The organism is Jejuibacter sp. L23 (assembly GCF_050815825.1).
GTDB lineage: Bacteria > Pseudomonadota > Gammaproteobacteria > Enterobacterales > Enterobacteriaceae > Jejubacter > Jejubacter calystegiae.
The window spans coordinates 4,353,309-4,372,808 of record NZ_CP138199.1 but is presented as its reverse complement, the minus strand read 5'-3'; the positions used below and the strand labels follow the sequence as shown (position 1 = coordinate 4,372,808).

General features: G+C 54.2%; 15 protein-coding genes. 11 read left to right on the top strand and 4 right to left on the bottom strand.

Annotation, left to right across the window (positions count from 1 at the left end):
• Positions 1-28 precede the first annotated feature (28 nt).
• Together SCU88_RS20900 and SCU88_RS20895 are read left to right on the top strand one after the other, a co-directional pair.
• A complete protein-coding gene (locus tag SCU88_RS20900; RefSeq protein WP_175341055.1) occupies positions 29-2,221 on the top strand; it encodes a type I secretion system permease/ATPase in 2,193 nt (730 codons plus the stop codon).
• Positions 2,218-3,381: an HlyD family type I secretion periplasmic adaptor subunit gene (locus SCU88_RS20895; protein ID WP_175341054.1), complete on the top strand. Its 1,164-nt coding sequence runs from the start codon at positions 2,218-2,220 to the stop codon at positions 3,379-3,381. The genes SCU88_RS20900 and SCU88_RS20895 overlap by 4 nt, the downstream gene beginning before the upstream one ends.
• Before the next feature lie 3 nt (positions 3,382-3,384).
• Here SCU88_RS20895 and SCU88_RS20890 read toward each other — a convergent pair whose 3' ends face one another.
• Positions 3,385-4,260 (bottom strand): MarR family transcriptional regulator, encoded by an 876-nt coding sequence (locus SCU88_RS20890; protein WP_431810053.1) that lies wholly within the window; start codon positions 4,258-4,260, stop codon positions 3,385-3,387.
• Positions 4,261-4,587: 327 nt separating this feature from the next.
• Positions 4,588-5,742: a methionine adenosyltransferase gene (gene metK, locus SCU88_RS20885; protein WP_138093520.1), complete on the bottom strand. Its 1,155-nt coding sequence runs from the start codon at positions 5,740-5,742 to the stop codon at positions 4,588-4,590.
• A 690-nt stretch (positions 5,743-6,432) separates the two neighbouring features.
• Here metK and speA point away from each other — a divergent pair.
• Both speA and speB read left to right on the top strand, forming a co-directional pair.
• Positions 6,433-8,409: a biosynthetic arginine decarboxylase gene (speA, locus tag SCU88_RS20880; RefSeq protein WP_138093517.1), complete on the top strand. Its 1,977-nt coding sequence runs from the start codon at positions 6,433-6,435 to the stop codon at positions 8,407-8,409.
• 193 nt (positions 8,410-8,602) lie between these two features.
• The gene (gene speB, locus SCU88_RS20875) at positions 8,603-9,523 is read left to right on the top strand and encodes an agmatinase (RefSeq protein WP_138093513.1); all 921 of its coding nucleotides are present in this window, start codon (positions 8,603-8,605) and stop codon (positions 9,521-9,523) included.
• 47 nt (positions 9,524-9,570) lie between these two features.
• Here speB and SCU88_RS20870 read toward each other — a convergent pair whose 3' ends face one another.
• Both SCU88_RS20870 and SCU88_RS20865 read right to left on the bottom strand, forming a co-directional pair.
• Complete coding sequence (locus SCU88_RS20870) at positions 9,571-12,093, bottom strand: glycosyltransferase (protein ID WP_175341052.1); 2,523 nt, start codon at positions 12,091-12,093, stop codon at positions 9,571-9,573.
• 337 nt (positions 12,094-12,430) lie between these two features.
• Positions 12,431-13,645, bottom strand: a complete 1,215-nt coding sequence (locus SCU88_RS20865; RefSeq protein ID WP_175341051.1) for an MFS transporter — start codon at positions 13,643-13,645, stop codon at positions 12,431-12,433.
• A gap of 436 nt (positions 13,646-14,081) precedes the next feature.
• Here SCU88_RS20865 and SCU88_RS20860 point away from each other — a divergent pair, with 436 nt between their 5' ends.
• The 7 genes from SCU88_RS20860 (at position 14,082) to SCU88_RS20830 (ending at position 19,496) form a co-directional block, all read left to right on the top strand.
• A complete protein-coding gene (locus tag SCU88_RS20860; protein WP_138093507.1) occupies positions 14,082-14,405 on the top strand; it encodes a Rieske (2Fe-2S) protein in 324 nt (107 codons plus the stop codon).
• A complete protein-coding gene (locus SCU88_RS20855; RefSeq protein WP_138093504.1) occupies positions 14,402-14,710 on the top strand; it encodes a recombinase-like helix-turn-helix domain-containing protein in 309 nt (102 codons plus the stop codon). Before SCU88_RS20860 ends, SCU88_RS20855 begins: the two co-directional genes overlap by 4 nt.
• Before the next feature lie 10 nt (positions 14,711-14,720).
• Positions 14,721-15,740, top strand: coding sequence for a Rieske 2Fe-2S domain-containing protein (locus SCU88_RS20850; RefSeq protein ID WP_175341050.1), 1,020 nt, complete (start codon positions 14,721-14,723; stop codon positions 15,738-15,740).
• On the top strand, positions 15,740-16,489 hold the full coding sequence (locus SCU88_RS20845; RefSeq protein WP_138093498.1) for an SDR family oxidoreductase: 750 nt from the start codon (positions 15,740-15,742) through the stop codon (positions 16,487-16,489). Before SCU88_RS20850 ends, SCU88_RS20845 begins: the two co-directional genes overlap by 1 nt.
• Positions 16,490-16,498: 9 nt before the next feature.
• Positions 16,499-17,287 carry an IclR family transcriptional regulator gene (locus tag SCU88_RS20840; RefSeq protein ID WP_138093495.1) on the top strand — a complete coding sequence of 263 codons (789 nt, stop codon included), beginning with the start codon at positions 16,499-16,501 and terminating at the stop codon, positions 17,285-17,287.
• A gap of 89 nt (positions 17,288-17,376) precedes the next feature.
• The gene (locus SCU88_RS20835) at positions 17,377-18,303 is read left to right on the top strand and encodes a VOC family protein (RefSeq protein ID WP_175341049.1); all 927 of its coding nucleotides are present in this window, start codon (positions 17,377-17,379) and stop codon (positions 18,301-18,303) included.
• Entirely contained in the window at positions 18,300-19,496 is a 1,197-nt protein-coding gene (locus tag SCU88_RS20830) for an FAD-dependent oxidoreductase (RefSeq protein ID WP_175341048.1), read from the top strand. The genes SCU88_RS20835 and SCU88_RS20830 overlap by 4 nt, the downstream gene beginning before the upstream one ends.
• Positions 19,497-19,500: the final 4 nt, after the last annotated feature.

The window sequence follows — 19,500 nt, the reverse complement described above, 5'->3', positions numbered from 1 at the left end:
GGCCATGTCTGTTCACAGGAAGTGAAAAATGAGTACAACATCCCCCCGTTACGAACCCTGGCTGGAGGCGATGCTGAATATCGCCCGCCATTACCGGCTCGATTATTCAGAAGAGCATGTGCGTGTCGCCATCAGTCACGAAAGCCATCTGCCGCACCATCAGGTGCTGGAAGAGATGGCGCGCCAGTTGGGACTTGGCGCCCATAGCGTGCCGCCCGATGTTTCGCTGATTGACCCCTGGCGTCTGCCGCTGGTGGCGGAATTCAGCGAGGGGCAGATTGCGGTGCTGACCCGCATGGACGGCGACCAGAACGTTGTGTTGCAGTTTAGCGGCGATGGCGGCCTGGAAACCACCATGCCGCGCGCGGAACTGGTGCCACGCCTGGAGGCGTTGCTGGTGCTGCGTCCGCTGGAATCCATTCCCGACGCCCGGGTGGACGACTACGTGAAGCCCTGGCAGAAGAACTGGTTCTGGTCTCTGGCGCTGAAGGACTGGCGGCGCTACGGCGATATTATGCTGGCGGCGATGGTGGCTAACGTGCTGGCGCTGGCCGGGATGCTATTTTCGATGCAGGTTTACGACCGCGTGGTGCCTGCCCAGTCGCAGCCCACTTTATGGGTGCTGTTCGGCGGCGTGATGCTGGCGATTCTGTTCGAATTTATGATGCGGATGCTGCGCACCCACGTTTCTGACGTGGTGGGCAAACGGGCCGATCTGCGAATTTCCGAACGGGTGTTTGCCCACGCGCTGCGTATCCGCAACGGCGCCAGGCCGAAATCTACCGGTTCGTTTATTTCCCAGATTCGCGAGCTGGAAGCGGTACGCGATCTGATTACCTCCACCACCATCAGCGCGCTGTCCGACCTGCCATTCTTCCTGCTGTTCGTCTTTATTCTGTGGATGATCGGCGGGCCGCTGGTGTTTGTGGTGCTGCTGGCGATTCCGCTATTGTTGATCCCCGGGCTACTGGTGCAGAGGGCGCTGGCGCGACTTTCCAGCGAAGGGATGCGCGAGTCGGCGATTCGTAACGCCACCCTGGTCGAGGCGGTACAGGGCATTGAGGACATCAAACTGCAGCGCGCCGAGCAGCGCTTCCAGAACCAGTGGAACCATACCAACGATGTGGCCGCCTCGGTGGCGATGAAGCAGCGCTGGATCACCAGCATGCTGCTGACCTGGACCCAGGAGGTACAGTCCATCGTCTATGCCGTGGTGCTGCTGGTGGGCTGCTATCTGGTGATCGACGGCGATATGACCACCGGCGCGCTGGTGGGAACCTCGATTCTCGCTTCGCGCACCATCGCGCCGCTGTCGCAAATCTCCGGCATTTTGTCGCGCTGGCAGTCGGCAAAGGTGGCCCGCAAAGGGCTGGACGATCTGATGCAGCGGCCAATCGACGATCCGGGGCACGGTAAGCGGGTTCACAAGGCTCATTTGCGCGGCCACTACCAGTTGAAGAACGTCGGTTTCTACTACGACGAAGAGGCAAAGGTGAACGATGTCACCATTGCGGGGTTGGAAATTAAGGCCGGTGAGCGTATTGCGATTCTGGGCCGCAACGGCGCCGGTAAGAGCACGCTGCTTCAGTTACTGGCGGGAATGCAGATGCCGCAGCAGGGGCAGATTCTGCTGGATAACACCGGCCTGTCGCGACTGGATCCTCAGGATGTGCGCCGCGATATGCAGCTACTGAGCCAGCAGGCGCGTCTGTTCTTTGGTTCTATTCGCGACAACATTACCCTGGGACGGCCGCTGGCCAGCGATGAGGAGATCTACCAGGCGCTTTTGATCAGCGGCGCCGATGAGTTTGTACGCAAGCAGAAAGAGGGGCTGAACTACGCCATTGCCGAAGGGGGGGCCGGGCTGTCGGGGGGACAGCGCCAGGCGTTGCTGCTGGCAAGGGCGCTGATTGCGCGTCCCAATATTCTGCTGCTGGACGAGCCCACGGCCTGGCTGGATGAGATCAGCGAGAAACGCTTTATCGCCCATTTGCAGCAGTGGTTGGGCCCCAGCCGTACTCTGGTGGTCTCCACCCATCGCCTGTCGATTCTGGCGCTGGTCGAGCGGATTATCGTGATGGATGGCGGACGCGTGGTCATGGATGGACCGCGGGATGTGGTGCTTAAACAGTCGGGGCTGAACGTACCGGCGCCGGTATCGAAACAGGCGGCGGCGATGACCCGGGCGCAGACTGAAGCTATCATGGAGGAGGGCGTATGAATACAACATCTAACCTGCGGGAAAAGCGTCTGCCGCGCTCGTCGTTGATTATCTGGTTGCTGGCCGCGCTGTTGGTGGCCTTCCTGAGCTGGGCCAGCCTGTTTCATTTGGATGAGGTCACGACCGGTAGCGGCAAGGTGGTGCCGTCGTCCCATGAGCAGGTGATTCAGTCGCTGGAAGGTGGGATCGTCCATAAACTGTCGGTACGGGAAGGGGATCTGGTGGAGCGCGGCCAGGTGTTGGCGCAACTGGATCGTACCAAGACTGAATCGAGCGTACTGGAAAGCGTATCGCGGCTGAATGCCGCTCTGGCCACAGCCGCGCGTCTGAATGCCGAGGTGAGTAATAGTGAACCAGTGTTCCCTCAGGAGCTGGAAGGCGATTCTGAGTTGATACGTCAGGAGACGGCGCTGTGGAAGTCCCGACGCGACAGCCTGGAAAAGGGGCTGGCCGGGCTGAACCAGGGCGTGGCTCTGGTTCAGCGTGAACTGACCATGACGATACCGCTGGTGAAGGAAGGGGCAGCCAGCCAGGTCGAAGTATTGCGGCTCCAGCGTCAGAAGAACGAGCTGGAGAATAAGATCACCGAAATGCATAACCAGTACTACGTACGGGCCCGCGAAGAGCTGGCGAAAGCCAATGCTGAAATTGAAACCCAGCGTTCGGTGATGCGCGGTCGTGCCGACTCCCTGACCCGGCTGACCTTTACCGCGCCGGTGCGCGGCATTGTGAAAAATATTGAAGTCACCACGGTGGGGGGCGTGATTCCGCCTAACGGTAAGCTGATGAGCCTGGTGCCGCTGGACGACCAGTTGGTGATTGAGGCGAAGATCTCGCCGCGGGACGTTGCCTTTGTTCACCCCGGCCAGCAGGCAATGGTCAAGATCACCGCCTATGACTACTCCATCTATGGCGGACTGAAAGGGAAGGTGACGATGATTTCTCCTGATACCATTCAGGATGAGGTGAAGCGCGATATTTACTACTACCGGGTCTATATCCTGACCGATAACAATTATCTGACCAACAAGGACGATGATAAGTTTCCGATATTTCCGGGGATGATCTCCACGGTAGATATTAAGACCGGTAGTAAAACGATTCTGGATTATCTGCTGAAGCCGTTGAATAAAGCTCAGGAGGCACTGCGCGAACGTTAATTTTCATTCAGGGCCGCTGCGATTCGCTGGCGGTCTCTGAATGAATGATTCTGGTTCAATGTTTAAATAGTGGAACGCCCATGAAAAATAAAATCCCATATAGTCCTCCACCAGTGTGAAATAGGCGGGGTGGAGTAAAATATCTCCCGAGGGTAACTCGCTCAACAATTCTCTCTCTGCGGCTGCCTGGATCAGGCGGCGAATATGTGTGCGGGAAACTGAAAATTTACGAGCCAGTGCTTTCCAGGAGCAGCAGATAATGACACTGGGCTCCTGGCTTTGGCGGCGTGCTTCGCTATACAGCTCCAGCATAATCATTCTTCCGGCATCTTTATCCAGAAACAGGCAGGCTTCGGGCAGCATGTTTTTATAGACGATGCCGCGAAACAGATAGTCGGCGGCGCGATTAAAGAAGTCGCGCCGCTGCTGCTTGCGATCGAGCAGGGAAGGCGAGAAGCTATAGCCAGGGCACAGCAGGGCAAGAGGCCGGAAGGTGCCTTCCATATAGTGCTTCAGATCGTTCAGTCCTTTATCCGTAGGCTCAATCAGTATCTTGCGCCTGTCCTGACTATCCCGGAATGTACGCAGTCGGCCGCCGACTTTCAGCAGGCTGATAATAGCAATCACGCTATTCGGGCTGGCTATTTTATAGTGGGCGCATAATTCTTTTATCTGAGAAATTGACGAGGCCTGATGACCATATACCAGGCAGCAGGCTGCCAGTACGATGTTAAATCGCGTTTCCTGAAGAATGATTTTGTAGAATAACGGCTGCTTGCGGTAGATTTCCTGATTTATTTGGTAATGCAGGCTGATTGCCTCATGAAAATTTGGCAGCGTCTTTACCTGTTCGCAACGCAGGCGTAGTTTTTCCTTCAAGTGTTTTATTTCCATTTTTTACAATAAATGTCGCTGTGCACTGTTGTTATGATGTTAGTGGCCGGGGATCCGGATGCAAAGACTATTATTACACAGTTCCATAAAAAGATCCTTGCCTGGAAATAAATCTTGGGAGGAATCCTTATTTCACAGCAATAAAGGGTAATAAGGCTTCAAAAAAGATAAACGGTGCTTATTAATAAACAGGGTGTTTATTATTCAGCATAGAGTTATCAGGTGGGAAAGAATAAATTCAGGCTATCTGAAGATGATGGACCAAAAAAAGGGCCAGCACAGTGCTGACCCCGGATTCGACAGGCTGAAGAATTACTTCAGACCGGCAGCTTCACGCAGCTGAGCCGCTTTGTCGGTTTTTTCCCACGGGAAGTGTTCGCGACCAAAGTGACCGTAAGCAGCGGTTTCACGGTAGATCGGGTGCAGCAGATCCAGCATCTGAATCAGGCCGTACGGGCGCAGATCGAAGAACTCACGAACTAGCAGGGTCAGCTGTTCGGTCGGCACTTTCTCGGTACCGAAGGTTTCCACCATGATGGAGGTCGGTTCCGCCACGCCGATAGCGTAGGAAACCTGAATCTCACAGCGATCCGCCAGACCGGCAGCGACGATGTTTTTCGCCACATAGCGCGCCGCATAAGCTGCAGAGCGGTCAACCTTGGACGGATCCTTACCGGAGAAGGCGCCGCCGCCGTGGCGGGCCATGCCGCCGTAGGTATCGACAATAATCTTACGACCGGTCAGGCCGCAGTCGCCCATCGGGCCGCCGATAACAAAACGGCCTGTCGGGTTAATAAAGTATTTGGTGGATTCGTTCAGCCATTCAGTCGGCAGAATCGGCTTGATTACCTCATCCATCACCGCATCGTGCAGATCGGCCTGAGAAATATCCTCGGCGTGCTGGGTGGAAAGCACCACGGCATCGATGCCGACGATTTTGCCGTCGTCGTACTGGAAAGTGACCTGGCTTTTGGCATCCGGGCGCAGCCACGGCAGGGTGCCGTTTTTACGCACTTCAGCCTGACGCTGTACCAGACGGTGGGCATAGGTCACCGGTGCCGGCATCAGAACATCGGTTTCGTTGGTGGCATAACCAAACATCAGACCCTGGTCGCCAGCGCCCTGTTCCAGCGGTGAGCTGCGGTCAACGCCCTGATTGATGTCCGGAGACTGCTTGCCGATGGCGCTCAGTACCGCGCATGAGTTAGCGTCGAAACCCATATCAGAATGGATATAGCCGATATCGCGCACCGTATTACGGGTGATCTCTTCGATATCCACCCAGGCGCTGGTGGTGATTTCACCGCCGACCAGCACCATACCGGTTTTTACGTAAGTCTCGCAGGCCACGCGTGCTTTAGGATCCTGCTCCAGAATGGCGTCCAGCACCGCATCGGAGATTTGGTCAGCAATTTTATCGGGATGCCCTTCTGATACAGACTCGGACGTAAAAAGGTGTTTTGCCATGATTTCTTCACCCTAAGATCGATTCGTTGAGATTAGACTGCTGCGTAATGAGGTCCGAACAGCGCAATGTGCTGTGTCAGGAGGCTTGCGCAGGTAATCCACAGGAAGTCTGTGTGTTAATCAGTATAGATGGATTAACTTCTGGACGGCTATTCTAGGTTATTCCCTCCGCGCTTTTCCAGTCATTTTTGAAGATGGACACATTGTGTTAAACATTTATCCCTACGGTTTAACCCTAAATGGGGAGATTTTCCGGCTATTTTTGCTTTGCTTTTTGGCGCTGATATCGGTATAAATCGCCGCTACGCGGCATATAGCGTAAAGCATGATGTGAGACTTTATCGCCAGGCGAAGGCGAGGAGGTGATACGACAGATGAACCACCGTTTCCTGCATATGATTTGCGCCCAGCGTGCCGCGATAACGCCACCCTATATTTCCCTTCCGCATTTTTCTGGTCGGTTACCCCATACCGGCGCTTCTCAGGACTCCCGAGCCGGTTTGGCTGGAATTCATAATTAAGGTCGCTCCGTTTTTTCGGGGTTTTCTCGTGATGTTCCGGTGTCTTTAACGATGATAAATATGGGATCGTTTACCCCTAACGGCTGGCGACGGCCTGATGTCGATGGAACGCTATTTTCCGCAGTAGCGGCATATAGTTATACACTTATCAGCAACACTGAGGTTCGCAATGTCTGACGACATTTCTTTTGTTTCGGGTTCGTCAGCAGGCGAACAGGGCACACTCCGTTCAATGCAGGAGGTGGCAATGAGTTCCCAGGAGGCTAGCAGGATGCTGCGTACCTACAATATTGCCTGGTGGGGCAATAATTATTACGACGTCAATGAACTGGGCCATATCAGCGTCTGCCCGGATCCTGATATTCCGCAGGCGCGGGTCGATCTTGCCCGTCTGGTGAAGGAGCGCGAAGCGAAAGGGCAGCGTCTGCCCGCGCTGTTCTGCTTTCCCCAGATCCTGCAGCACCGGCTGCGTTCCATTAACGCAGCCTTTAAGCGCGCCCGGGAATCTTACGGCTATCACGGCGACTATTTTCTGGTCTATCCGATCAAGGTCAACCAGCATCGCCGGGTGATTGAATCGCTGATCCACTCCGGCGAACCGCTGGGGCTGGAGGCCGGTTCTAAGGCAGAACTGATGGCGGTACTGGCTAACGCCGGTATGACCCGTTCGGTGATTGTCTGTAACGGCTATAAGGATCGCGAATATATCCGCCTGGCGCTGATCGGCGAAAAGATGGGCCATAAAGTCTATCTGGTTATCGAAAAGATGACCGAGATCGCCATGGTACTGGAAGAGGCGGAGCGCCTGAATGTGGTGCCGCGCCTGGGGGTACGTGCGCGCCTGGCCTCTCAGGGATCCGGTAAATGGCAGTCTTCCGGCGGCGAGAAGTCCAAATTCGGGCTGGCGGCCACCCAGGTTCTGCAACTGGTGGAAACGCTGCGCGCAGCGGGGCGTCTGGAAAGCCTGCAACTGCTGCACTTCCACCTGGGCAGCCAGATGGCGAACATCCGCGATATCGCCACCGGGGTGCGTGAGTCGGCGCGCTTCTATGTGGAGCTGCATAAGCTGGGCGTTAATATCCAGTGCTTCGATGTTGGCGGCGGTCTGGGCGTGGATTATGAAGGTACCCGCTCGCAGTCCGACTGCTCGGTGAACTACGGACTGAACGAATACGCCAACAACATTATCTGGGCCATTGGCGACGCCTGCGAAGAGCACGGCCTGCCGCATCCGACGGTGATTACCGAATCCGGCCGCGCCGTGACCGCCCACCATACCGTGCTGGTCTCTAATATTATCGGGGTCGAGCGCAACGAATATACCGTGCCTCAGGCGCCGGAGCCGGATGCGCCCCGGGCCCTGCAAAGCATGTGGGAAACCTGGCAGGAGATGCACGAACCGGCTAACCGCCGTTCGCTGCGCGAATGGCTGCACGACAGTCAGATGGATCTGCACGATATCCACACCGGGTATTCGTCCGGCAGCTTCGATCTGAGCCAGCGCGCCTGGGCCGAGCAGCTGTATCTCAACATGTGCCATGAGATCCAGAAACAGCTCGATCCGCAGAACCGCGCTCATCGTCCGATTATCGATGAATTACAGGAGCGGATGGCGGATAAGCTTTACGTCAACTTCTCGCTGTTCCAGTCGATGCCGGATGCCTGGGGGATCGACCAGTTGTTCCCGGTGCTGCCGCTGGAAGGGCTGAATCATGCCCCCAGCCGCCGTGCCGTGCTGCTGGATATTACCTGCGATTCCGATGGCGCCATCGACCACTATGTGGACGGCGACGGGATAGCCACCACTATGCCGCTGCCGGATTACGATCCGGAAAATCCGCCGCTGCTGGGCTTCTTTATGGTAGGCGCCTATCAGGAGATCCTCGGCAATATGCATAACCTGTTCGGCGATACCGAAGCGGTGGATGTGTTTGTGGATGCCGAAGGCAATGTGACCGTAGAGCTTTCCGACGAGGGCGATACGGTGGCGGATATGCTGCGCTACGTGCAACTGGACCCTGATACGCTGCTGACCCGCTTCCGGGATCAGGTGAAACAGACCGGTCTTGACGATGCACTACAGCAGCAGTTCCTGGAAGAGTTCGAAGCCGGACTATATGGCTACACCTATCTGGAAGATGAATAAAACGTGGCGAGTCAGGGATAATTTTTCGCTGGCTCACACTCTTTGCTTCACCGACGCGCCGCGGGCTATCTGCCTGTTGAACAGTCGGACGAATGCGGCCATAATTCGAGGGCAAAGATAAATATTCAATCCCTTCCTCGTCGGGTCTAACGACGAGGAAGGGATTTTTTTTACCTATCCGAGAGGAAAAATCATGAGCACCTTAGGCCATCAGTTTGACAACTCCCTGGTATCCAATGCCTTTGGTTTTTTACGTTTACCGCTGAACTTCCAGCCTTACGACAGCGATGCAGAGTGGGTGATTACCGGCGTTCCCTTCGATATGGCGACTTCCGGTCGGGCCGGTGGCCGTCACGGGCCTGCGGCGATCCGCCAGATCTCCACCCAACTGGCCTGGGAAGGTAACCGTTTCCCGTGGGACTTCGATATGCGCGAGCGCCTGAATGTCGTGGACTGCGGTGACCTGGTTTACGCCTTCGGCGATGCCCGCAACATGAGTGAAAACCTCCAGGCTCACGCTGAAAAGCTGCTGGCGGCCGGTAAACGTATGCTTTCCTTCGGTGGCGACCACTTTGTGACGCTGCCGCTGCTGCGCGCTCACGCGAAACACTTTGGCAAAATGGCGCTGGTGCACTTCGATGCCCATACCGATACCTACGGCAACGGCAGCGAGTTTGACCACGGCACTATGTTCTATACCGCACCGAAAGAGGGTCTGATCGATCCGACCCGTTCCGTGCAGATTGGTATCCGTACCGAATTCGATAAAGACAATGGCTTTACGGTGCTGGATGCCCCGCAGGTGAACGATCGTAGCGTGGATGACGTACTGGCCCAGGTGAAGCAGATCGTGGGCGATATGCCGGTCTATCTGACCTTTGATATCGACTGTCTGGATCCCGCCCATGCGCCGGGTACCGGCACGCCGGTGATTGGCGGCCTGACCACCGATCGCGCGCTGAAGCTGGTGCGCGGGCTTAAAGATCTGAATATCGTGGGGATGGATCTGGTGGAAGTGGCGCCAGCCTACGATCAATCGGAGATCACCGCGCTGGCTGCCGCAACTCTGGCGCTGGAGATGCTCTATCTGCAGGCGTCGAAGAAAGGGCAGTAAATAACGGATATTTGTATATTTCAGCGCCCATCCCGGGCGCTATGCCCTTATTCTTCAACTGCGGGAATATTATTTTCTACGTATAGCGCATTTTTATTCCAGGATAGATAGTTAAGATATATGGAAAACCCAAATGGTATGCTACGCAGGAATAACATGACTGACCATAGAAAATATTCTAATCCAAAACCACAGGTGTATAGCGTTAGTGTTGATAACGTGATAAGTGATAATAAAATGATCGCTTCAGAAACATGGCTACCCGAAGAGAATAAACGTGTTTTTTTATTTGACTCCTTTGGTGTTATAACAAACTTCTTTTTACCCGGAAGTAATGCACAAACGACCGCTTTCGCAATGGTGTAATTTAGAGACTGGCTGGCAATAATTGAGAGCGCAGCACCACGAATTTTATCAGGGCTATACCTTATGTATAATAAAAATTGAGTTAATAACGTCATACAAAACGCGCTAACTAAAGAGACTGAAATCGCTAATGGCAATGACAGTTTTTCATCAGGATAAGTTAACTTAATGAGAGTCCAGCCGATTAATATTAAGGTAAGCAAAATGCTTATCGGTTGAATTATCCAGTGCATCCACCCTGCAATAAACTGATAACGTTGCTGGCAGGATAATTTTTCTCCGCCTGGCAGCAGAGATGACAAATGGGCACGTATTATCTGCATTGCCCCCATTGCCCAGCGAGAGCGTTGTTTTTGATAATCATGAAAATTATCAGGCATCAATCCTTGTCCGTAGGAGACTGGAATATATTTCATTTTATAATTATTTTGTAGGATTCTTAGCCCAAGCTCTGCATCTTCACAAATACACCATTCTGCCCATTTTAATTCTTTTAAAACAGATGCTCTTATCAGCGTCATCGTTCCATGAAGAATGATCGCGTTAAAGCTATCTCTGATAATCATTCCGGTATTAAAGAAACTCTTATATTCGTAGTAACATATCTGGTTGAAAAGATAATCTCTATTTCTGTAATTCTGAGGCGCCTGGACTACTGCGATATCAGGATCTGAAAAGAAATAGGTAAGTTTGAGCCAGTCTGATTCTACCTGATAGTCTGAATCAATGACCGCGATGACATCTGTTTTATCATCTGTCTTTTCAAGTAAGAAATTAAGAGCGCCACCTTTAAACCCCTTTAGATTGTCGACGTGCCAGAATTTATATTTATCACCCTGTGTCAGGCAATAATTTTCTATGGGTTTCCAGAGTAACTCATCACTGGTATTATTATCAATAACCAGTACTTCATAGTTTTCATAATCAAGAGAAGATAATTTGGATAGCGTTTTGATTACCATTTCAGGTGGTTCGTTTCGACATGCGATATGAAAAGAAACCTTACGCGCATTGGGTGAATAGTCCTGCATTTCTGGCAATGCGGAGATGTTTGATGGAATGAAGAACCTTTCCAGAGTTTCACGTATACTAATAAATGAATTGGTATAAAACCATAATGACCAGCATGTTATAAATAAGAGGGATAATATTTCCGACTGCGTATCTAATAGATAAATAATACCTTCCGCCAGAACGAGAAACAAACTGAAAAAAACTAATGCCAATGATAACTTCCCTGATCGTGAGCTGATGAATTCAAATAGAAAAACAGCCAGGCTCTTGTTTGCTATAGTATCTTTTCCGGTTAGAACAAATTTTGGTTTGCCATTCTTTTTTATTAATCCCCAGTTTGCACCAACGGTGCCTTCTACTGATTTCCATTTTTGGTCAAAGGCTTCTACAACGTTATAATCTATATGCTCACTATTTAAATAATTTGATATTATTCTTATGTGTTCTGCTTGCTGGTACATATCACATGGTAATGTATTGAGACTATGTCCAGCAGAAGGCCATCCTATTTCACCAACATAAATATTACGACCAGGAAAATGGTTTTTTACTTTTCTAATTGCATCCTTTATGAAATCAATGGATTTTTCACTGGATATATTTTCCCAATACGGAAGGATATGTATAGTTAATTCATCAACATTATCAGCAAGGTGAGGTGTATCCATCCATATGTGCCATAATTCGGCAGTGGTAACCGGAATATCTACAGCTTGTTTTACTTGGAGAATGTACTCTTGTAATTTACGTAGGGGGACATCATGACGGAACAATACTTCATTCCCAACAATAACGCGTATAATGTTTTTGTTTTCTTGTATGATCTCTATAGCTTTTTTTATTTCTTCTTGATTCTTTTTTTCATCATTGCCTATCCAAATTCCAAGACTGACTTTAATGCCTAACTTTGTAGCGATGCCGGGGATCTCTTTTTGCATTTCCGAGACTGAATATAATCTAATTTGTGATGTATATTGCGTTAGTATGGATAGCTCTGATTTTACTTTTTGCAATGATACAGGGCGACTTTTTTTTAGAGGAGAACCCGTTGAAAATGGCGAATAAGACACGCTTTTTATTGATACGGTGGAAGGGATCTTTTTGGTTTTATATTGGCGTATAAACAAAAAAAAAGGGAGAGGTAACGATAAGCAGATAATACCTAAAAATATAACCTGTAACCAAGTCATGCGTTATCCTTGCCACGTTAATTATAGGTACGGAAACTCAAAATTTGATTGGTTTCATTGACTAACTGATATTAATGTAGTGTTGGTTTTATATTTTTGCAAACGTGAAATGTAGATTTTTTTCTACAAAATAATTACCCTGATAAATTCTAATGTTAAATTCGGAAGGTGTTTCTCGTAGTAAGAAACGGGAATGGATTTGAAGGGATCTGTTTTAATCAGAGGGCGCCAACATAAAAATCAGCGTTCCCGAAGAAAAACTAACGTAGTGTTAAAATTTTTCCAGTGTGCAAGCCAGTTTGCGCTGGCTTGCTGGGATTATTCGTATGTATACGGGTCACGCCATCAGCGCCGTTGAACGGCGCATTTTCACCAGCAGCATGGTCCCCGCCGCCAGCGTTATCAACTGTGACGCGACCAGCACCGAAAAACCGGCGCTGACCGACCCCATCCAGCCCATCACCCCTCCCATTAGCATTGGAATAAAGGCGGCGCATAGATTGCCGATGCCGTTAATAATGCCGTAGGCGCTGCCTACCGCTTCCGATGGCGCACGCTGTTGTACCACCACCGGAATCGCCGCCCCCTGAATTCCCCAGCAGGCATTTGCCGTCAGCATCCAGAAGGCCAGCCAGCCAGGCTGGTGGCTCAGCATGAGCCCGCTTACCGCACAGGCCGTAGTGGCGCCGCCGACGATAAACAGCAGGGGAGCCCTGTCCGGCGGCAGTTTATCCAGCAGCACGCCGCCCAGAAATTTGGCGCCCAGGCTTAGCAAAAACGGCAGCGCCGCCAGCAGGCCGGTGGCCTGGAGTGAAAAGTGATGTTCGTCGCGCAGCCAGGCCGGTAGCCAGGCGCTGTTGCCCCACAGATAACTGAGAGTGGCGATCTCTACCAGCAGGATCCAACCCAGCAGCGGAGTACGCCAGGCAAGCAGAAAAGTGGTGCGAAAGCGCAGACGGTTCAGACGACGCAGGGCCGGCGGCGGCGGCAGAAAGCCCCACACCAGACCACCGCCGATAATCAGGTTGAGCAGTGCCAGAACATAAAAGGAGCCGGTCCAGCCCAGATGCTGCATCAGCCAGGTAATCAGCGGAAAGCCCACCGCCAGGCCCAGAGAGATACCCAGGGCGCTTACGGCGTTTGGCTTGCCCAGTTCGTTGGTGGCGAAGCGATCGCTGATATAGCGGGTTTTCATGGAAAACAGCGGCCCTTCGGCCACGCCAAGCAGCAGACGAGCGACCAGCAGCCCCATCAGCGAGCCCAGTAATGGCGAGACAGCGCAAATAATTGCCCAGATCAGGATACTGACCAGCAGCCCCTGACGATAATGCATTTTACTTTCCATTAGCGGTGTTAATAACAGGGCGGAAAAACCGTAGCCCAGCAGGAACAGCGTCATTAACATTCCCTGTAACATCCTGTTATCATTAAGCTGGAAATGGGCGGCGAATTCGGGGTTAAGAATCATCACCGAAATATTTACCCGGTCCACATAAGCGATCACGATTAATAAAAGTAATGCCAGTACGCCTTGCCATCTTGCGGAAAACATTGGCATTCCCTCCTGTTGGACAGATACAGCCGCAGATTAACCTTAAGTCATCGTGACAGTTTCGACACGAAATGAAATATCTTGAAAAATTCTTTGTTTTTCAGTTGGTAAGTGTTATGTGGTTTCATATTTGAAACCGTTATTAGCGCATGGATATTCTGTGTTTAGCGGGTTTTAATAAAAACTGTCAATAGACAGGGCGGATCTGATAGCGGAAAAAATAAATATAACTAAGCGACATCACAAAACAGAAAATAAATCACAATTTCATATACCAACAATTTTTCGTGATCAATTGCACACTTGTGCGATATTCCTTATTTCTTTTAACAAATCTATCACATTGGCCCTTGACCTGAAAAACCTCACTCTTATATTGGCTGTATTAAATAAGAAACAATGTTTCATATATGAAACAAAGGCCTGGAGGATCGCGATGAGCTGGATAGGCGTGTGTGATGTTGCACAAGTACAGGAAGATTTTCCCTTTAGCGGCAGCGTAGAGGGGAAAGAGATTGGGGTGTATCTGGTCGATGGCGAATATTTCGCGCTGGAAGATGTCTGCCCCCACGCATATGCCCTGCTAAGCCAGGGATTCGTTGAAGATGGCAAGGTGGAGTGCCCCCTGCATGAAGCGGTTTTTGATGTCCGCACCGGTACCTGCCTGCACGGCCCGGGCGGGCGTAACCTGAACCGTTATCCGGTTCGGGTATTTGAAAATCAGATCCAAATTACCTTTATACCGGAGACAGTAGAATGAGCGACACGTTGGACTTTAACCCCCAACTGCCGGAAACCCGGCAGTTTACCCCACCGGCAGAAGGCGGCAATGGTGCCATTCATCAGCCGGGCCAGTATCAGAACATTATCTGGCAGACCCGTCCCCGCGTACCGGAGCCTTTTGAACTTCGGCTGATTGATGCCCTGGAACAGCTATTCGACCAGGGCGCCGAAACCCTGGAAGCGCTGGTGGATGGCCTGAATGCGCAGCGGATCTTCGATCACCAGGGTGAACCCTGGAACGAACAGAGCTTCCGGGCATTTTTGCAGGTTAACGGTTACTGAGGGGGAAAAGATGACAACGACAGTTCGTGAATATCTGGACAAGGGGCTGCGCGGCCAGTGGTATCCGGTTCTGGCAAGCTGGGAAGTACAGTCGGCGCCGGTGGGCATTACCCGGCTGGGTGAGCAGATTGTTATCTGGCGCAATAAAGACGGCCAGGTACAGGCGCTGGAAGATCGTTGCCCGCACCGCGGCGCCCGCCTGTCTATGGGCTGGAACCTGGGCGATCGCATCGCCTGCTGGTATCACGGTGTGGAAGTGGCTGGCAGCGGCGAAGTGAAAGACGTTCCGGCGGTGGATCGCTGTCCGCTGGTGGGTCAGCAGTGCGTACGCAGTTATGCGGTGCAGGAAGCACACGGCGCCATCTTCCTGTGGTTCGGCGTGACCGACGAAGCGCCCACTGAGCTGGTGTTCCCCCAGGAGCTGGCGGATACCGACAGCTACAGTAACTTCCTGTGTACCGCCGCCTGGAACTGTAACTACCAGTATGCGCTGGAAAACGTGATGGACCCGATGCACGGCACCTACCTGCACTCCTCTTCCCACTCCATGGCGGAAGGGGATCGCAAAGCCGATATGCAGCTACTGCCCACTGAAACCGGTTTTATATTTGAGAAAAAAGGCCAGAGCGGCGTGAACTTCGACTGGGTGGAGTTTGGCGCCAGCGGCGCTTACTGGATGCGTCTGTCCATTCCGTATAAGAAGCGCTTCGGGCCGGGCGGCCACTTCTGGATCGTCGGCATGGTGGTGCCGGAAGACAACGACAACTGCCGGGTCTTCTTCTGGCGTATCCGCAAGGTGAAGGACTGGCAGCGCGACCTGTGGCGCTTTATGTACCGCAATCGTCTGGAAAAACTGCACTGGGAAGTTCTGGAGCAGGATCGCGTGGTGCTGGAAAGCCTGGCGCCGAATGCCCGCGACCATGAGTATCTGTATCAGCACGATGTCGGGATGTCGCGCCTGCGCCGCGTCATGCAGAAAGAGGCCACCCAGCAGCTTGCCAAACGCGAAGCCCAGAAGGGGGCCGCCTGATGTCCGGGCTGCTGGCGGATAAGCGCATCGTCGTTACCGGCGCGGCGCGCGGGCTGGGGGCGGACTTTGCCGAAGGCCTGGCGCGCCAGGGCGCCCGGGTGGTGATGTGTGACATCCTCGCGGGCGAGCTGGCGGAGTGCGCCCAGCGCCTGAGCGCCAGCGGTTGTGAGATCGAATCGTATCCCATCGATCTGGCCGATCCTGCTGCAATCGAGGCAACCTTCAACGCCATTGGCGAACAGGGAGCCATCGACGGGCTGGTGAATAACGCGGCGCTGGCCACCGGCGTGGGCGGTAAAGACATGATGGAGTACGACCCGGATCTCTGGGATCGGGTGATGCAGGTGAACGTGAAGGGCACCTGGCTCACCACTCGCGCCGCCGTACCGCTGCTGCGCGAAGGGGGAAGCATCGTCAATGTGGCTTCCGACACCGCGCTGTGGGGCGCACCGCGCCTGATGGCCTACGTTGCCAGCAAAGGCGCGGTGATCGCCATGACGCGATCCATGGCTCGCGAACTGGGCGAACGACGGATTCGGGTGAACGCCATTGCGCCGGGACTGACCCGGGTAGAAGCCACCGAATACGTACCCGCCGAACGCCACCAGCTATATGAAAACGGACGGGCGCTGGCGGGGGCTCAGCATCCGCAGGACGTCACCGGTAGCGTTGTCTGGCTGCTTTCCGATCTCTCCGGCTTTGTCACCGGACAGTTGTTACCGATTAACGGCGGTTTTGTTTTTAACTAAGGAACGACGATGGCGGATGCACAACCCTGTAAGTATCTGATTCCCGGACTGGAACGCGGTCTTCAGCTGCTGCTGGCCTTTAGCGAACAGCATCAGGATCTGACCTTTGCCGAACTACACCGGCTGGTGGATATGCCGAAAGCCACCGCCTACCGGGTGGTGCAGACGCTGGAACACATGGGCTTTCTGGAGCGCAACGCTCGCACTAACACCTTCCGCTTAGGGATGAACGTGCTGCGCCTGGGCTTTGAATATATTTCGTCGCTGGATGTGGCTCAGGTGGGGCAACCTGTTATCGAGCAGCTACGCGACAGCAGCCAGTGCAGCAGTCACCTGGCGATTCGCGACGGCCGGGATCTTATCTACATCGCCCGGGTCAGCGCCGCCGGAGCGCGCATCAACCAGGTCAGCGTCGGTACCCGGTTGCCGGTGCACTGCACTTCGCTGGGCAGAATGCTGCTGACCGATATTTCACGCGCCGAATTTGAGGCGCTGTTTCCGGACGAGCGCCTGCCGGGTAATACCCCCGGGCAACCCCGGGAGCGCGAGGCGCTGTGGCAGATGGTTCAGGCCGACCGGGCGCGCGGCTTTGTGGTCGGTGAATCTTTTTTCCGGCCGGGCATCTCCTCCATTGTCTACCCCATCTACGATCGCGACGGTCGGGTGGCGGCGGTGATAAGCATTATGGTGCCCTCCGATGAAGTACCAAAAAGCGACAGGGAACGTCTGCAAAATGAAGTCAGACTGGCGGCGGACAAAATTTCCGGTTTTTTAGGGCACCTGTCGCAGGCTTCATAAAATCAACAAGTTAGATAAAGGCACTTGATGGTGTCGGGACCCTTTTACGCCCGAATCCGGGCACAGAACGAATAACGAGGCGAATAACCATGAGCGTAACGGGAATTGAAAAGCTGGAATTCGGCGTCGAAGACATGACGCGTAGCGCCACCTTTATGCGTGATTTCGGCCTGCGTGATGACGGTTCACAGCGCCGTTTCACCACGCTGAGCGGTGCCCGGGTTGAACTGTCTCCGCTGGACGACGGCGAACTGCCCCCGGCGTTTGAACAGGGCTCTACGCTGCGCCGTATGACCTGGGCCGTGGCCGACGACCAGGCCCTGGCGGCGCTGCGCCCGAAGCTGAGCGCACAGCCGGGCTTCCGCGAGCTGGACGGTGCGCTGGAGTGTCGCGATCCCAACGGCATGACCCTGCGGGTGCAGGTCACACAGCAGCAGCCGGTGACACTTGACGTTGACCCCATCAACCAGTGGGGCGATATGCGTCGGGTGGATAAACCCAGCCCGCTCTACGAAAAAGCGGAGCCTATCAACATCGGTCACGTGGTGTTCTTCGTGGACGATCTGGCGGCGGTGGAGCGTTTTTACTGCGACGTGCTGGGCTTTCAGGTTTCCGATCGCTACGTGGATCGCGCCGTGTTTTTGCGCACCCAGGCCCGGGGCGGTCACCACAATCTGTTCCTGTTGCAGTTGCCGCATCGCGGGCGCGGCCTGAATCACGTGGCCTTTACCGTTCGCGATATTCACGAGGTGATAGGCGGTGGGCTGGCGATGAACAAGCAGCAGTGGAGCACCTTTATCGGTCCGGGGCGTCACCCCATCTCTTCGGCCTACTTCTGGTACGTCAACAGCCCCACCGGCGGCGCTTTTGAGTACTACACCAACGAAGATTACCTCACCGAAAACTGGCAGCCGCGTGAGCTGGAACATTCGCTGGTCTCCTTCACTGAATGGGCGGTGGAAGGGGGGATCGACTATGAAACCCGACGCCAGCAGAAAAAGTCGGAGGCGGCATGACGGCGCGCATTGTCATTATCGGCGGCGGTCAGGCTGGTGGCTGGGCGGCAAAGACCCTGCGCGACGGCGGCTGGCAGGGAGAGATCTGCGTGGTGGCCCAGGAAGATCAGGATTTCTACGAGCGTCCGCCGCTTTCCAAGGGGGCGCTGCTGGAAGAGAGTCCGGCTCTGCCGCGGCTGTTTAGCGAAGAGGTGCAACAGCAGCTCGACCTGCGCTGGTATCGCCCGAAGCGCGCCGAAGCCATTCTGCGCGACGAAAAGGCGGTTGTGCTGAACGACGGTGAAAAGCTGCATTACGACCAGTTGCTGATCGCCACCGGCGGGCGGGCCAGAGTGCCGGACGAAACCTGGCGCGCTCATCCGTATGTTTACACCCTGCGCGACTGGGAAGATGCCCGACGCCTGAAGCAGAGACTGGGGCAGTCTCAACGGCTGGCCGTGGTGGGCGGCGGCTGGATAGGGCTGGAGATTGCCGCTTCGGCGCGTAAATCCGGCGTGGCGGTCACGCTGTTCGAACAGCAGCAGGCTCTGTGCCAGCGTTCGGTGTCGCCCCTGGTTTCCGCCGAACTCCAGGCGCTGCATGAAGCGCAGGGCGTGGCGATCCGCTGCGGCTGCGGGCCGCTGGAGCTGAGCGATGACGCGGGACTGCCGGTGATTCACTGTGACGGACGGCGCGAGTCGTTTGACGCCGTGGTGGTTGGGATCGGGGTGGATCTTAACGTCGGGCTGGCGCGGGATGCCGGTCTTGCGGTTGAGCGCGCCATTGTGGTGGATGCTCAGGGGCGCACCAGCGATCCGGCGATTTTTGCCGCAGGCGATGTGGCGCAGCATCCGCGCTTTGGCCTGAGCCCCCAGTCCTGGGCTTTTGCGCAAAACCAGGCCATTGCCGCCGCCAGAGCGATGCTGGATGCCACAGCGCCAGGTTATGACGAAGAGGTATGGCTGTGGTCGGATCAATATCAGCACAACATTCAGATCCTTGGGATCCCGCAGCCCGACACCCGGACCCTGGTGCGGCGCGACGCGCGCGGTACGCTCTTTTTCTCGCTGGATGCGCAGGGACGGCTGACGCAACTGGTGGCCTTTAATGACCCCCGCACCGTCAAACTCGCCAAACGCTGGATGGCTGCCGGGCGGGATCTGTCGCAGCAACCGCTGACCGATCCTGACTTTTCACTGATGTCCCTGCGTTAAGGGA